This is a genomic window from Allobosea sp. 05T422_2 (genome assembly GCF_056396265.1).
Genome location: NZ_JBFTLD010000036.1, coordinates 1 through 14,031, shown reverse-complemented (window position 1 = coordinate 14,031; position 14,031 = coordinate 1). Strand labels below are relative to the sequence as shown.

Below are 14,031 nucleotides of genomic sequence, written 5' to 3'. Positions count from 1 at the left end.
CGGGGCACCCCGGGGCCCGCTTAGAACTTCACCTCTGGCGGCTTCTCCGCGCCCGCCGCCGCGGAGAAGGTTTCCATCGCCTTGGCGCCCCAGAACAGCCGCGCCCAGATCACGCCGGGGAAGGTGCGGATCTCGGTGTTGAAGCTCTGCACCGCCTGGATGTAGTCGCGCCGGGCTACCGCAACACGGTTCTCGGTGCCTTCGAGCTGCGACTGCAGGGCGAGAAAGTTCTGGTTCGACTTGAGCTCAGGATAGCGCTCGACCGTGACCAGGAGCCGTCCCAGAGCGCCCGTCAGGGCATTCTGCGCATCCTGATACTCCTTGAACTTCGCGGGATCTGTGATGGTCGACGCGTCGACCTTGACCTGCGTCGCCTTGGCGCGCGCCTCGATCACCTGGGTCAGCACCTCGCGCTCCTGCGAGGCATAGCCCTTCACGGTCTCGACSAGATTGGGGATCAGGTCGGCGCGGCGTTGATACTGGTTCTGGACCTCGCTCCAGGCCGCTTTGGCCCTCTCCTCGAGTGTCGGCACATTGTTGATACCGCAGCCMGCGAGCATAAGGCCGAAGAGGGTGACGGCCGCAAGCGCAAKGCTGCGGCGACGAACGGTGGAGAGCGCGAACGACATGTCGATGCCCCTTTTGGCAATGATCGAGCGATCGATTCGGAGCTTAGCGCTCCGCTCGAGCGGGTGAAAGGCAGCTCGTACAATCACCCGTTGCGTTATCCGGGCCTTGCACCGCAGCCCTTCCACTGCTGGGATGGGCGTCAGCCTGCAGCGGGAGATCGCCAGAATGAACCTCTCCTTCTCCACATCACGCTCCGCCGGACKATCAACCCTCCTTGCGCTGGCCGCAGCCAGTGCCCTTTGGGCGGGAGGAGCGGCCTCACAGCCCCTTGCACCCGCGCCCGAAGCTGCGACCGGCCGCATCGCCAAAGCCGTCGGCACCGCGCAGCGCTACATGGCGGCGGCCGCCAATCCGCTCGCTGCCAGCGCCGGCCGCGAGATCCTGCGCGCCGGCGGCAGCGCCACCGACGCTGCGATCGCGATCCAGCTCGTTCTCAATCTGGTCGAGCCGCAGAGCTCGGGCATCGGTGGCGGTGCCTTCTTCGTGCACTGGGACGAGGCCGGACGAGCACTCGTCACGCTGGACGGCCGCGAGCGGGCTCCCCAGGCAGCCAGGCCCGACCGCTTCATCGGCGCCGACGGCAAGCCGATGAAGTTCATCGACGCCGTCGTCGGCGGACGATCGGTCGGCGTGCCCGGCACGGTCAAGCTGCTGGAGGAGGCGCACAAGCGCTGGGGCAGACTGCCCTGGGCCACCGTCATGGCCCCCGCGATCAAGCTGGCGGAAGAGGGCTTCACCATCTCTCCGCGCCTCAACGGCCTGCTTTCCGGTGAGACAAATCTCGCAAAGGACCCGCGCGCCTTCGCCTATTTCTACGAGCCGGACGGCAAGGCCAAGGCGGTCGGCACGGTCCTGAAGAATCCGCCCTTCGCCGCAACACTTCGTGCCATCGCCGAGAGAGGGTCCGACGCCTTCTACTCCGGGCCGATCGCCGAGGACATCGTCTCGACCGTGACCGGTCACAAGACCAACCCCGGCGATATGACGCTGGCCGATCTGCAAGCCTACAAGGTCGAAGAGCGAGAGGCCGTCTGCGGCTCCTATCGGGTCTGGCGGATTTGCGGCATGGGGCCGCCGAGCTCCGGCGCGATCGCCGTCCAGCAGATGCTCGGCATCCTCGAAACCCAGAACATGGCCCGGCTCGGCCCTTCTGCCGAAAGTGCACACTGGTTCAGCGAGGCAGGTCGCCTCGCCTTCGCCGATCGCGCGCTCTTCCTCGCCGACCCGGCCTTCGTCAGCGTGCCCGTCAGCGGCTTGATCGACCGCGATTACATCCGCTCGCGCGCCGGGCTCGTCAGTCCCGACAAGTCGATGGGCCGCGCCAAAGCCGGCGATCCTCCCAACAAGCGGGCTCAGCTCTTTGCCCCCTCGGACGGCATCGAGAACGGCACGAGCCATATCTCGGTGATCGATGCCGACGGCAATGCGGTCTCAATGACTACGACGATCGAGGATGGCTTCGGCTCGCGGCAGATGACCAAGGGCGGCTTTCTGCTCAACAATGAGCTGACCGATTTCAATTTCGCTCCGGAGGAGGAGGGCAAGCCCGTCGCCAACCGCGTCGAGGGCGGGAAGCGCCCGCGTTCGTCGATGGCGCCGACCCTGGTGTTCGATGCCTTTGGCCGCCTCTACGCCGTGGTCGGCTCCCCCGGCGGCAGCCAGATCATTGGCTTTGTCGGTAAGACGCTGGTCGCCCTGCTGGATTGGAAGATGGATCCGCAAGCCGCCGTCGACTTCGCCAATTTCGGCAGCCGCAATGGCCCCACCGAGCTTGAAAAGGGCACTGAGGCCGAGGCCTGGAAGACAGCGCTCGAGGCCAAGGGCCATGAGGTCAGGCTGCTGGAAATGACCTCCGGCATCCAGGCGATCGTCAAGACCCCTGAAGGCTTTGTCGGGGGAGCCGATGGCCGGCGCGAGGGCGTGGCGATCGGCGACTAAAGCATCGGCCCGAAAAGTGGATTGCGGTTTTCGGAAAAGCCGATGCAAACACAGAAGGTTAGATCATCGGACCGGATACGATATCCGGTCTGATGATGTAGCGGGTCCGGCACATCCGGGCGAATTCCGGGCCTCATCGGCTTCGGAGTGTCTCGGGTCGGCGCTGCGCCCGAGACACACAGCAGGCGCTAAGCCTGCCCGAGCGGCGGGCGCTCCCCACCCGCGCCGCGTCCCGCGATCAGCCAGTAGACGAAGCCGGTCGCGGCCCCGACCAGGAACAGCGCTGCGATGATCTGTGTCTCGCTCGCCGTCGGTGCGCGTGAAAGCCGCAGCATGGCGAGCGGCAGCAGCGCCGCGAGCATGCCTGTCAGCACGCTCTGGATGAGCCCGCTGCGGATGCGGAAGAGCTCGGAGCCGATAGCGACGAGCACGGCCGGCGCGACCATGATTGCAAAGCCCAGCCGGCCGAGCAGTGTGAAGGCAGCTTCCGCCGTGGGGCCGGGATCGAAGCCGCTCTCGGCCTGGGCGAAGAGCGCTGTGAGCAGGCGCTCGAAGCCGCCGCCGATCAGCAGGGCGATGTCAGGCGAAACCACGCTGGCGATGAGCAGGGCAAACATCCCCGATCCCATCGCAACGAGCAACGCGAATGGAATCAACAGCAGCCAACGCAGCATATGTCAGCCCGCCAGCGCCGCAGCTTCGGCCTCGCTCTGCTCCAGCATCAGCCGGGCACGCGCCGAGAGCTTTTCAGTCTCGCTCTTGAGCTGGCCGCAGGCGGCGAGGATGTCGCGCCCGCGTGGCGTACGCACCGGCGAGGCATAGCCTGCGCGGTAGACGATCTCGGAGAAGCGCTCGATCCGGTCCCAGTCAGAGCATTCATAGCGCGTGCCGGGCCAGGGRTTGAACGGGATCAGGTTGATCTTGGCCGGRATGCCCTTGAGCAGCCTGACGAGCTCGCGCGCCTCGGCATCGCTGTCGTTGACGCCCTTCAGCATCACGTATTCGAAGGTGATGCGCTTGGCGTTCGACAGGCCGGGATAGTTGCGGCAAGCTTCGAGCAGGTCGCGGATCGGATACTTCTTGTTCAGCGGCACCAGTTCATTGCGCAGGTCGTCGCGCACGGCATGCAGCGAGATCGCCAGCATCGTGCCCATCTCCGCGCCGAGCGCTTCGATCTGCGGCACCACGCCGGAGGTCGAAACCGTGATGCGGCGACGGCCGAGTGATAAGCCCTCATTGTCCGAGATCACGTCGATCGCATCGCGGACGCCGTCGAAATTGTAGAGCGGCTCGCCCATGCCCATGAAGACGATGTTCGAGACGAAGCGGCCACCATCATTCGGCACGAAGGCACCCTCGGGCGGGGTGCGCCCGGGGAAGTCGCCGAGACGATCGCGCGCCACCATCAGCTGCGCCACGATCTCCTCGGTGGTGAGGTTGCGCACCAGGCGCTGCGTACCGGTGTGGCAGAAGGTGCAGCTGAGCGTGCAGCCGACCTGGCTCGAGACACAGAGCGTGCCGCGGTCGACCTCGGGGATATAGACGCATTCGATCTCGGCACCGCGATCGCGTGCACCGACCGGAGGCATCCGCAGCAGCCATTTGCGTGTGCCGTCGCTCGAGACCTGCTCGGCTGTAACCTCCGGCAGATCGAGCGTGAAGCGCTCGGCCAGCGCAGCGCGCAAGACCTTGCTGATCGTCGTCATCGCGGAGAAATCGCGGACGCCGTAATGATAGATCCAGTTCCAGAGCTGGCCGACGCGCATGCGTCGCTCCCTCTCGGAAACGCCGATTTCAGCCAGCGCATCGGACAGGCCGGCGCGTGTGCGCCCGACCAGCGAGGCAGGTCGCAAAACGGGTTCGGCCGCCGGAGCGGGGGAAGCAGGGACGGACAGGGACATCGGAACTCGGGCTCAAGCGGGCATCATGCGCCCGCGCTCAGCGGGCTCATATCATAATCCGCATAAAGCGCGAAATCGGCGGAAATGCGCCGCCTGCCCGCGCTACTTGCAGGCGTCTTCGGCGCGCTTGACGATCTGGTTGAGGCCGGCGAGCGAATATTTGTCGCTGGTCGGATTGCCGCGTTTCGACATGCCCTTGACCTCGAGGCTCGCGCCCTTGCGCAGCGCGTCGAGCATGCGGCCTTCCTCAGCCGGGTTCTTGAGCCACATGTTCTGGCCCTTTGCGACCAGCGCGAAGCGCTCATTGCCGATGATCGCCTGATGCTCGACATCTTCCTTGAGGTCGAAATTCATCACCAGGCTGATCTCGTTGCGCACCCCTTCGGTGGGGCGGCTGGAGACGAAGAGCATGCCTTCGACATCCTTGAGATTGGCGGGAATGCGGGTTTCCGCCTTGGAAAGCGCGTAGCAGACCTTGGATCGCCCCTGCTGCGACGAGAAAGCCTGCCACTTTCCGGCCGTCTCGAGCAGCATCGCCTGGGCCTGGCCCGAAGCCGCAGCGCGTTGGGCCGGAGCAGGCGCTCGCTGCGCCTGGGCCGGGGAAATCAGAAACGGCAAAGCCAGCGCGACCAGCGCCGAAGCCAGTTTCGCATGCCGGGTGGCGGTGACGCCGGTTCGGAAGTAGTTGAGAATCATCGACCGCCATCAATCAGCAGAAATGTTAACAGCATCTCTATTTCCGAAGCATTTTGCGCGGAATCTCAAGAATGCCTGAACCATAGGATGTCACGATCCTGGCGAAAATGCGAATATGACGCTGCCGCGAACAAGGTTCCGTCCGCACCGGGGCCGTGGCACAATCCGCCGGGAAACAGGCGGTGACCAGCGTTGTCCGGATGGTATCGCGGGCACAAGCCAGGCTGAGGACGGTGCGACGAGATGAAAGCACTGCTTTGCGAGACCCACGGGCCGGCAGAAAACCTGGTGATCCGTGAACTGCCCGATCCGAAGCCGGGCCCAGGCGAGGTCGTCATCACCGTCAAGGCGGCGGCGCTGAACTTCTTCGACACGCTGATCATCCAGAATCGCTACCAGACCAAGCCGCCCCTGCCCTTCTCGCCAGCAGGCGAATGCGCGGGCATCATCAGCGCGATCGGCCGCGATGTCGAAGGCTGGCGCATCGGCGAGCGTGTCGCCGTATGGCTCGGGCATGGTGGAGCGCGTGAAAAGGTCGCGGTCTCCTCTCGGGCGATCGTACGCGTGCCGGATACCCTTGATGACGCGCAGGCCGCCGGGCTTTTCGTGACCTATGGCACCGCGATGCACGGTCTCATCCAGCGCGCCGGGCTCAAGGCCGGCGAAACACTGGCCATTCTCGGCGCAGGCGGCGGCGCCGGCCTGGCCGCCGTCGAGATCGGCGCCTTGCTCGGCGGCCATGTCATCGCCTGCGCCTCATCGCCGGAGAAGCTGGCGCTGGCACGTGAACATGGCGCCCAGGAGGAGATCGACTACAGCATCGAGGATGTGAAGGCGGGCCTGCGCCGCCTGACGGAGAATCGTGGCGTCGACGTGCTCTACGACACGGTTGGCGGCGATCTCGCCGAGCCGGCATTGCGCGCCATGGCCTGGGAGGGGCGCTACCTCGTTGTTGGCTTTGCCGGCGGCGCGATCCCGAAGATTCCACTCAACCTGCTGCTCCTCAGGAGCTGCGACCTGCGCGGCGTGTTCTGGGGTGAGTTCGTCGCGCGCGAACCGGCGGCGCATCGCCGCAACATGGAACGACTGCTGGAATGGGCCGCAGCCGGGCGCATCAGCGCCCATGTCCACGCCACCTTCCCGCTCGAACGCGCTGCGGAAGCGTTTGCGATGATCGGGGATCGCAAGGCGCAGGGCAAAATCGTCCTGACGCCCTGAACGGGGCTCAAAGCCCCGCCAGCGTGTCCTGCGCCTTCTGGCGATGCTCCGGCGTGATCGACCCCGCGACCGCGGCGATCGCAGCCGCCATCACGGCCGCATCGTCGCTAAAGCCAAGGATCGGCATGATGTCGGGAATCGCATCGATCGGCAGCACGAAATAGCCGAGCGCGGCCAGCAATGTCAGCCGGACACGCCGGGGCGTCGCCGGATCGCGGGTGCAGAAATAGGCTGCCAGCAGATCCTCGGCAAAGGGGATGCGCTTGGCGACCCGCTTGAGAAGGCTCATCAGATCGGCGCCGAAACGCGCTTCGTCGCGCAGGCTCCGCCGGATCGCCGCCATCTCTTCGGCGCTGAAACGCGAACTGAAACCCTCGCTCATTCCTCACTCCGTGGAAGGACCTGAAAACCCCGGCCCAGTGCGGAATACACATTTCCCACGCCGAAAATGTGGCCCCGGACGCAAGGCTGCACAAGGGTTGCGCCAAGAATCGTCCTTGGAGCGGCCGATGGCGCGGATTAAGGCTGGTCCAGCCATTTTTGCGAACAGGGACCTGACATGAAGCTCGATTCGTCCATCGCGGCCGTCGTCACCGGCGGCGCGTCCGGCCTCGGCGAAGGCACCGCACGCATGCTCGCCTCCCAGGGCGCGAAGGTCGCCATCTTCGACATGAATGCCGAGCGCGGCAAACAGGTGGCGAGCGAAATCGGCGGCATCTTTGCCCTTTGCGATGTCTCGAACGATGCCTCGGTCGACGAAGCCCTGCTCACGGCTCGTCAGGCGCATGGCATCGAGCGCATCCTGGTGAATTGCGCCGGAATCGCCCCGGGCCGCCGTGTCGTCTCGAAGAAGCGGGAGACCGGCGAACTCGTGGCCCACGACCTCGCGACCTTCGAGAAGACGCTCGCCGTCAATCTCGCCGGCACTTTCCGCATGATCGCACGCTCGGCGCTCGCACTCGCCGCGGAGCCACCGGTCACGCCCGATGGCGGGCGCGGAGTCTTCATCTGCACGGCTTCGGTCGCGGCCGAGGATGGCCAGATCGGCCAGGCGGCCTATTCCGCCTCGAAGGGCGGCATTGTCGGCATGACCCTGCCGATCGCGCGTGACCTCGCCCAGCTTGGCATCCGCGTCATGACGATCATGCCCGGCCTGTTCGAGACTCCGATGTTCGCGTCGGTACCGGACGACTATCGCCAGGCGCTGGAAGCCTCGATCCCGCATCCCTCGCGCCTCGGCCGCCCCGCCGAATATGCCGCGCTGGTCAGGAGCATCGTCGAGAACGACATGCTGAACGGCACGGCAATCCGCCTCGATGGCGCGATCCGGCTGGCACCGAAATAGCGCGCTGCGTCAAATAATCCTGAAGACCTTGCACCCGTCTTGTCGCGGTAGAGGTCCCACCGCATCGCGTCGCCGCCTCGTGCTTACGCCCGAGGCTCAAGGGAGCGCGGCGCAGAACATGGCGCCAGCCTCTTCATCGCTGGCGGACGAGGCCACAACGCAGCGGGCAGCCGTGCCGCCCCTTGCAGGGACGCCCTATTTTCCGGGCGTCGCTGGCGGCTTGATCTCATGCTTCAGGATCAGCGGCGTCTGAGCCAGGGCAAAGGCCATGGTCAGCGGCATCACGCCCCAGACCTTGAAGGCGACCCAGAAATCCTGCGTCTGCGTACGCCAGACGATCTCGTTCAACGCGGCAAGGACGAAGAAGAACAGGCCCCAGCGGAAGGTGAGCTTGCGCCAGCCCTCCTCGTCGAGCTGCAGGACAGTTTCGAGCACCAGCGCCAGCAGCGAACGCCCGAAGAACAGTCCGCCAAGCAGGATGCAGCCGAACAGCGTGTTGACGATGGTCGGCTTCACCTTGATGAAGAAGGCATCGTCGAGCGCCAGCGTCAGCCCACCAAAGACCGTCACCACGACCGCGTTTACGATCGCCATGCGCGGCAGATGGTGGAGCAACACACGCGACAGGGCGAGCGAGACAAGCGACGCCACGATGAAGATGCCGGTCGCAACAAAGATGCGCCGGTCTTCGGCGACGCCGAACAGGCGGTCGCCATAGGAGTTGGCGAAAAAGAAGATGGCCAGCGGCCCGAACTCGAGGCCGAGCTTGAGCAGCGGGTTAACGCCCTTGTCCTTAGTCGTCCCGGCCAGACTCTCGCTCACGCGGCTTCTCCCAATCCAGCAACCGCTCGTGCAAAATCACGTGCGGAGAATGGTTCCAGATCCTCGACACTCTCGCCGACGCCGATGAAATGCACCGGCAAGCCAAACTGGGCGGCGAGCGCCACGAGGATGCCGCCACGCGCCGTGCCGTCGAGCTTCGTCATCACCAGCCCGGTCACGCCAGCCGTCTCGCGAAAGGCCTCGACCTGCGAGATCGCATTCTGGCCCACCGTCGCGTCGAGCACCAGCAAGGCTGCATGCGGCGCCTCCGCGTCGAGCTTGCGGATCACCCGCACCACTTTGGCGAGCTCGTCCATCAACCCTGCCTTGTTCTGCAGCCGGCCGGCCGTGTCCACGAGAAGGATATCGACCCCGTTGGCCCTGGCTTTCTGCAGCGCCTCAAAGGCCAAACCCGACGCATCCGCACCCTGCTGACCAAATACAACCTCCGCACCCGTGCGCTCGCCCCAGACCTTGAGCTGCTCGATCGCAGCTGCGCGGAACGTATCGCCCGCAGCGAGCATCACCGACTTGCCTTCGGCACGGAATTTCGCAGCCAGCTTGCCGATCGTCGTCGTCTTGCCGGAGCCATTAACCCCGACCATCAGGATCACGAACGGCTTTTTCGTGGCATCRATCGTCAAGGGGTGCGCCACCGGCGTCAGAATGCTCTCGACCTCGCGCGCCAGGATGGCCTTCACCTCCTCCGGCTCGATCTGCTTGTCATAGCGTCCCTCGCCCACCGCCTTGGCGACGCGCGCCGAGGTGGCGAGGCCAAGATCGGCCTGGATCAGGATGTCTTCGAGATCCTCCAGCGTCGCGGCATTGAGCTTGCGCTTGGTGAAGAGCTCCGTGATGCCGGTGGTCAGCGCCGAGGAGGTACGGGAGAGCCCGTCCGCCAGCCTGCGCCACCAGCTGCGCTTCGGCTGCGGCGCCGGGCTCGGCTCCGCKGGCTGTCCGGATGCCATGGGCGAAACCGGCGCGGGCTCCGGTTCGGCTTCAACCTCCGGCGTCGCGATCGGCAAGGGCGCAGCCTCGCCGATCAGCAGATCGGGGGCGATTGGGGCATCGGGTACAGCGTCAGGAGCCGGCTCGGCTGCGGYATCCGGCAAATCCGGGGAGGGCTCGGCTGCGCTCTCAGGAGCGGGCTTGGACTGTTCCTGCTCCAGCCCGAACAGCCTCGAAAAGAAGCCGCGCTTTTTCGGTTCGCTCTCGCTCATCACTCGTCCCGTCATCCTGCAGGCCAGGCGCCCGAGTTGCGCCACACCGCTGGTTTGGATAGCGCAATGCCATGAGCAGACCGGATCAACCAGCAATTTCGCGCGAGACCCCAGAAGCCGCCCTGCCGGTGCCACTGCTCTATCGCGACGCGATGATGCTGGTGATCGACAAGCCCGCCGGCCTGCCCTCGCATCGCGGCCCGCAGGCAAAGCGCCGCGTCATTCCCGTGCTGACCGATTATCTCGACGCCCTGCGCTTTGGTCTGCCGCGACGGCCAGAAGCCGCCCACCGGCTCGACAAGGATACGTCCGGCTGCCTCATCCTCGGCCGCCACCCACGCGCAATGGCCGAGCTCAACCAGCTGTTCCGCGACGGCCGCATCGACAAGACCTATTGGGCTATCGTCGAGGGCGCCCCGCAGGACGACGAAGGCATGATCGATCTGCCCCTCGCCAGGCGCTCTCCCGAACGCGGCTGGTGGATGAAGGTCGACCCGGAGGGATTGCCTTCACAAACCCGTTATCGGGTGCTGGGTCGCGCGGAGGGTTTGACATGGCTCGAACTCGAGCCGCTCACCGGCCGCACGCATCAATTGCGGGTGCATTGCGCGGCCTCCGGCTGGCCGATGCTGGGCGACGAAGTCTACGGCTCGGCGCCGCGGGACGGCGGACCTGGACTCCAGCTCCATGCCCGCGCTGTCAGCGTTCCGCTCTATCGCAAGCGCGAGCCGGTCAGAGTCGAGGCGCCCCCGCCTTCGCACATGCTGGAGGCGCTTGGGCGCTGCGGCTGGAGCAAATCTTTCGGGAATCCTAACGCCGCTGTCGAACAGGGCGAGCCGTCATCAACCCTTCGCTAATTTGAGCTTGCTATCGCTAGGGAACAGCAACCGGAGCGTGCATTGATGCCGGAGACAGCGACCTTGAGCAGCAGAGCCAGCCCCGGTGGGCTCATGACGCTCGAAGCTGCACGCCAATCCGCGCGTGAGGCCGCCCCGGATGCACTACTGGCGACATTGCTCTCCTGGGTCGAAGACTATCTGATGAGAGGTCATGCCGATCTCGGCAGGACCGGCGCCGTCTGCCCCTTCACACGCCAGGCGGCCCGGCTCGATACGGTCCGCCTCGGCATTTCCAATCAACGCGCCACGGATGAGGATGCGGCCTTCGCCCTGGTTCGGAGCGGCTTCGGTGCGCTCGACGCCATCCCCTGCAAGGCCGGCATGCAGCACTTCCGCACGGTGATCATCGGCTTTCCGAAATGCGACAGCCCGGACGGCATCGCCATGCTCAAGCGCGTCCAGGACCGTCACAAATTCTACTCGCTGCGGCGCAACCGCATGATCGGGCTGATGCATGCGACGTCGGAGGCGCCAGGCCTCTGGAATTCGGATTTCCGGCCGCTGCGCGCGCCTCTGCCTGTCATCGCCATCCGCCACATGGTCGAGCATGACGCGCCCTTCGCGGCCAGGCACCCCCTGCTGCTCCTGCCCTATCTCGCCCGCTTCCCGATCACAGGGTCGAGGCGGCTGATCGCGCATCTGCGCGCCGGAGCCCAATGATGAGCAAGCGGCGGGAAGGCTCCGAGATCGGCGGAGTCGTGACGACAGAGGTCATAACCGAGCGCGATGGTTTCCTCGCACTCCAGCCGGAATGGGACGCGTTCTTTGCACGTGCGGCCCTGCCGCATCAGGTCTTCCAGAGCCACGTCTTCCTGAAGCACTGGGCCGCGCATTATCTCGAGGGGCATGGCCGGCTCAGTATCGTCATTGCACGCCGCCACGGTGTCCTTGCGATGATCTGGCCACTCGTCCGGCAGCGCCGCTGCAGCCTCGAGACGCTCCGCTTCATGGGCATCCCGGTCGCACAGTTCGGTGACATCCTCGTCGAGCCCGGCCCCGACCGCGATACTGTGGTGCGGGCAGCATGGCGCGCCGTGCGCGCACTGGGCGCCGATCTGTTCGAGGCGCGCAAACTGCGAGCAGACTCCATTCTCGCCGCCTCCGGCCTGCTCGGTGAAGCGATGCCGATCGAGCAGCTCAACGCCCCCTTTGCCGATCTGGTCTGGCGGGTCGGCACGAACGGCCCGAGCAGCGCCTACCCGGCCCGCGAGCGCTCGAATTACCGTCGGCGCCTGCGCCGGCTCGAGGAACGCGGCACGATCAGCTTCGAGGCGCCGCCGCCCGGTCCCGCCGCCGCAGCCCTCGCCGGCGACGCCGTGGCGTTCAAGCAAGCCTCGCTGCTGCGCCATGGCACCGTCGCGCCGACGATCGACGATCCTCGCTTCGCGGCCTTCTTTCGGGATTTTGCCGGAGATGCGGACGGGGGGAGTTCGCTGCGCGTCTCCGCAATATGCTGCGATGGCGCCCCGGTCGGCATCGACCTCTCGCTTGACTGCAAGGGCCGCAGCTTCGGCCATGTCCTCGCAGCCCATCCCGATTTCGAGCGGGGCGGCGTCGGCAGCATCCTGATTCATCACAGCTTCGCCAGCGCCAGGGCACGCGGCAATGCCGTGTTCGACCTGCTGGCCCCGTCGGATGCCTACAAGCTCGAACACGCCGACGGGCAGACCGGTGTCAGCGACCTCCTGCTGCCGCTCTCCCTCAAGGGGCGGCTCGCCTGCAGCGTCGGTTTCCAACGCTTGCGGCCCGTTCTGAAGAGCGCGGCCAAGCGACTTCCACCCGGTATTGCGCGCCGTGTCGCGATCTGGGGCAGGGCTGGCTGATCAGCCGGCCATGGCGTCCATGGCGCGGGCGAGCTTGACGTCGAGCTCGGTCAGCCCGCCGGCATCATGCGTAGCCAACGTCACCTCGACCGTCTTGTAGACATTCGACCATTCCGGATGATGGTCCATCCTTTCGGCCAGGAGCGCGACGCGGCTCATCCAGCCGAAGGCCTCATTGAAATCATGGAAGATGAAGCGCTTGGCGATGGCCTCACGACCCTCGACCAGTTTCCAGCCCACCAGCGTCATGAGCGCTTCGTTGCGAGCTTCGGCACTCAGTCGCTTGCGCATGATCATCTCCGCTGGAAATCGCTTCGCGGCAGCCGGTTGGGGTAGGATGGCCCAAGCGGATAGGCGGCCTCAAGCACATAAGGCCCGCCGCCGATCGAATCCCGCGATGACATCAGGGTGAAGCGCCGGGCCGTGAAGGCGATCGGCCGGACGATAGGATGCATCGCCAGATAATGCGCAACCTCGACAGGCGAGGTATCGCGCAGCCGGGCAAGCGTGACATGCGGCACGAATTTGCGCCCTTCCGCCGGTAATCCGAGGCGGCGCATCAGGCGCTCGATATCGGCCTGGAGCTCGCTGAGCTGGCGACTGGGTTGCACCCGCGCAAACACGGCGCGCGGCTTGTCGCCCCCGAAACTGCCCAATGCGTCGAGTGTCACCTCGAAGGGCTGCGTCTGCAGATCGGCGAGAAAGCTGTCGACATCATGGGCCATGCGGCGGTCGACATCGCCGAGGAAGCGCAAGGTAACGTGATAGTCGGCCGGCTCGATCCAGCGCGCACCAACGAGTCCGCCCCGATGCAGCGTCAGCGTCGAGGCGACCTCGGCGGGTATCTCCAGAGCTGTGAACAGCCTCGGCATGGCGAATCAGTGCCAAGTTTTTGTGACTCTGGCGAGACGAAAAGCGATGGACTGCAGGAAAACCTCTGCAAACCTTCGCAGTCCCGCCCCGCCATGAGCCGCGCTTGCTTCAGGGACAGGGGTTTCCGACCAATTGGTGAATCGCGTCGATCTTTGCTTCGACCTCGGGCGAAAGTGCGACAGCGATCGAACCGATATCGGTCCGCAATTGTTCCATTGTCGTCGCGCCAATGATGTTGGCCGTCACGAATGGGCGCGAATTGACGAAGGCCAGCGCCATTTGCGCCGGATCCAGACCAGCCTCGCGGGCAACCGCGATATAGCGCTTCACCGCGTCTTCCGCGCCGGCAGCCTCGTAGCGCTGGCCGCGATTGAACAGCGTCGAGCGCGCGCCGGCCGGCTTGGCACCGTCCAGATATTTGCCGGTGAGGTAGCCCTGAGCCAGCGGCGAATAGGCCAGCAGGCCGACCTGCTCACGCATCGCGATCTCGGCCAGCCCCGTCTCGAAGGTGCGATTGAGCAGGTTGTAGGCATTCTGGATCGATTGGACCCGAGGCCCCCCGCGCATTTCGGAATCGCGCACGAAGCTCATCGTGCCCCAGGCGCTCTCGTTGGAGAGACCTAGATGACGGATCTTGCCGGCCTTCACGTCTTGCCGGCCTTCACG

The 14,031-nt window shown here is 65.5% G+C and carries 16 protein-coding genes; 6 read left to right on the top strand and 10 right to left on the bottom strand.

The features are described 5' to 3' along the window. Positions 1-20: 20 nt before the first annotated feature. Positions 21-629, bottom strand: coding sequence for a LemA family protein (locus AC1DJT_RS09355; protein WP_476833946.1), 609 nt, complete (start codon positions 627-629; stop codon positions 21-23). 166 nt (positions 630-795) lie between these two features. On the opposite strand from AC1DJT_RS09355, the gene ggt reads away from it, so the two are divergent. Then, on the top strand, positions 796-2,568 hold the full coding sequence (ggt, locus tag AC1DJT_RS09350) for a gamma-glutamyltransferase (RefSeq protein WP_476833945.1): 1,773 nt from the start codon (positions 796-798) through the stop codon (positions 2,566-2,568). A 188-nt stretch (positions 2,569-2,756) separates the two neighbouring features. Here the strand turns inward: ggt and AC1DJT_RS09345 are convergent, their stop codons facing one another. The 3 genes from AC1DJT_RS09345 to AC1DJT_RS09335 all read right to left on the bottom strand — a co-directional run bounded on the left by AC1DJT_RS09345 (position 2,757) and on the right by AC1DJT_RS09335 (position 5,165). Beyond that, a complete protein-coding gene (locus tag AC1DJT_RS09345) occupies positions 2,757-3,185 on the bottom strand; it encodes a hypothetical protein (protein ID WP_476767869.1) in 429 nt (142 codons plus the stop codon). A gap of 60 nt (positions 3,186-3,245) precedes the next feature. Continuing rightward, positions 3,246-4,469 (bottom strand): dual-specificity RNA methyltransferase RlmN, encoded by a 1,224-nt coding sequence (gene rlmN, locus AC1DJT_RS09340; RefSeq protein ID WP_441508245.1) that lies wholly within the window; start codon positions 4,467-4,469, stop codon positions 3,246-3,248. Positions 4,470-4,571: 102 nt separating this feature from the next. Continuing rightward, entirely contained in the window at positions 4,572-5,165 is a 594-nt protein-coding gene (locus AC1DJT_RS09335) for a hypothetical protein (protein WP_084651246.1), read from the bottom strand. Positions 5,166-5,408: 243 nt separating this feature from the next. On the opposite strand from AC1DJT_RS09335, the gene AC1DJT_RS09330 reads away from it, so the two are divergent. Beyond that, entirely contained in the window at positions 5,409-6,383 is a 975-nt protein-coding gene (locus AC1DJT_RS09330) for an NADPH:quinone oxidoreductase family protein (RefSeq protein WP_441508244.1), read from the top strand. A gap of 7 nt (positions 6,384-6,390) precedes the next feature. On the opposite strand, the gene AC1DJT_RS09325 is transcribed toward AC1DJT_RS09330, so the two are convergent. Next, positions 6,391-6,765 carry a YkvA family protein gene (locus tag AC1DJT_RS09325; protein WP_069878622.1) on the bottom strand — a complete coding sequence of 125 codons (375 nt, stop codon included), beginning with the start codon at positions 6,763-6,765 and terminating at the stop codon, positions 6,391-6,393. A gap of 177 nt (positions 6,766-6,942) precedes the next feature. On the opposite strand from AC1DJT_RS09325, the gene AC1DJT_RS09320 reads away from it, so the two are divergent. Next, the gene (locus tag AC1DJT_RS09320) at positions 6,943-7,728 is read left to right on the top strand and encodes an SDR family NAD(P)-dependent oxidoreductase (RefSeq protein ID WP_441493305.1); all 786 of its coding nucleotides are present in this window, start codon (positions 6,943-6,945) and stop codon (positions 7,726-7,728) included. Positions 7,729-7,923: 195 nt separating this feature from the next. Here AC1DJT_RS09320 and AC1DJT_RS09315 read toward each other — a convergent pair whose 3' ends face one another. Further along, positions 7,924-8,550, bottom strand: coding sequence for a septation protein A (locus tag AC1DJT_RS09315; RefSeq protein WP_244523403.1), 627 nt, complete (start codon positions 8,548-8,550; stop codon positions 7,924-7,926). After that, positions 8,547-9,770 (bottom strand): signal recognition particle-docking protein FtsY, encoded by a 1,224-nt coding sequence (gene ftsY, locus AC1DJT_RS09310; protein WP_476833944.1) that lies wholly within the window; start codon positions 9,768-9,770, stop codon positions 8,547-8,549. The genes AC1DJT_RS09315 and ftsY overlap by 4 nt, the downstream gene beginning before the upstream one ends. A 71-nt stretch (positions 9,771-9,841) precedes the next feature. Here ftsY and AC1DJT_RS09305 point away from each other — a divergent pair, with 71 nt between their 5' ends. The 3 genes from AC1DJT_RS09305 to AC1DJT_RS09295 all read left to right on the top strand — a co-directional run bounded on the left by AC1DJT_RS09305 (position 9,842) and on the right by AC1DJT_RS09295 (position 12,492). Further along, positions 9,842-10,627: an RluA family pseudouridine synthase gene (locus AC1DJT_RS09305; RefSeq protein WP_441508242.1), complete on the top strand. Its 786-nt coding sequence runs from the start codon at positions 9,842-9,844 to the stop codon at positions 10,625-10,627. 63 nt (positions 10,628-10,690) lie between these two features. Beyond that, on the top strand, positions 10,691-11,329 hold the full coding sequence (locus AC1DJT_RS09300) for a DUF6875 domain-containing protein (protein ID WP_476767867.1): 639 nt from the start codon (positions 10,691-10,693) through the stop codon (positions 11,327-11,329). Then, positions 11,329-12,492: a GNAT family N-acetyltransferase gene (locus AC1DJT_RS09295; protein WP_476833943.1), complete on the top strand. Its 1,164-nt coding sequence runs from the start codon at positions 11,329-11,331 to the stop codon at positions 12,490-12,492. Before AC1DJT_RS09300 ends, AC1DJT_RS09295 begins: the two co-directional genes overlap by 1 nt. On the opposite strand, the gene AC1DJT_RS09290 is transcribed toward AC1DJT_RS09295, so the two are convergent. From AC1DJT_RS09290 to AC1DJT_RS09280, 3 genes are all read right to left on the bottom strand, one after another. Further along, complete coding sequence (locus AC1DJT_RS09290) at positions 12,493-12,783, bottom strand: 4a-hydroxytetrahydrobiopterin dehydratase (protein ID WP_043237017.1); 291 nt, start codon at positions 12,781-12,783, stop codon at positions 12,493-12,495. It lies immediately after the preceding gene. 2 nt (positions 12,784-12,785) lie between these two features. Further along, positions 12,786-13,364 carry an RNA 2',3'-cyclic phosphodiesterase gene (thpR, locus tag AC1DJT_RS09285; RefSeq protein WP_441493299.1) on the bottom strand — a complete coding sequence of 193 codons (579 nt, stop codon included), beginning with the start codon at positions 13,362-13,364 and terminating at the stop codon, positions 12,786-12,788. A 109-nt stretch (positions 13,365-13,473) separates the two neighbouring features. Further along, the coding region (locus tag AC1DJT_RS09280; protein ID WP_476833942.1) for an aldo/keto reductase at positions 13,474-14,031 on the bottom strand (558 nt) is incomplete at its 5' end.

Bases quoted from the DNA above. Each gene is read 5' to 3' on its own strand.
- AC1DJT_RS09345 (WP_476767869.1), bottom strand. From the start codon at position 3,185: ATGTTTGCCCTGCTCATCGCCAGCGTGGTTTCGCCTGACATCGCCCTG.
- AC1DJT_RS09335 (WP_084651246.1), bottom strand. From the start codon at position 5,165: ATGATTCTCAACTACTTCCGAACCGGCGTCACCGCCACCCGGCATGCG.
- AC1DJT_RS09330 (WP_441508244.1), top strand. From the start codon at position 5,409: ATGAAAGCACTGCTTTGCGAGACCCACGGGCCGGCAGAAAACCTGGTG.
- AC1DJT_RS09325 (WP_069878622.1), bottom strand. From the start codon at position 6,765: ATGAGCGAGGGTTTCAGTTCGCGTTTCAGCGCCGAAGAGATGGCGGCG.
- AC1DJT_RS09320 (WP_441493305.1), top strand. From the start codon at position 6,943: ATGAAGCTCGATTCGTCCATCGCGGCCGTCGTCACCGGCGGCGCGTCC.
- AC1DJT_RS09305 (WP_441508242.1), top strand. From the start codon at position 9,842: ATGAGCAGACCGGATCAACCAGCAATTTCGCGCGAGACCCCAGAAGCC.
- AC1DJT_RS09295 (WP_476833943.1), top strand. From the start codon at position 11,329: ATGAGCAAGCGGCGGGAAGGCTCCGAGATCGGCGGAGTCGTGACGACA.
- AC1DJT_RS09290 (WP_043237017.1), bottom strand. From the start codon at position 12,783: ATGCGCAAGCGACTGAGTGCCGAAGCTCGCAACGAAGCGCTCATGACG.
- thpR (WP_441493299.1), bottom strand. From the start codon at position 13,364: ATGCCGAGGCTGTTCACAGCTCTGGAGATACCCGCCGAGGTCGCCTCG.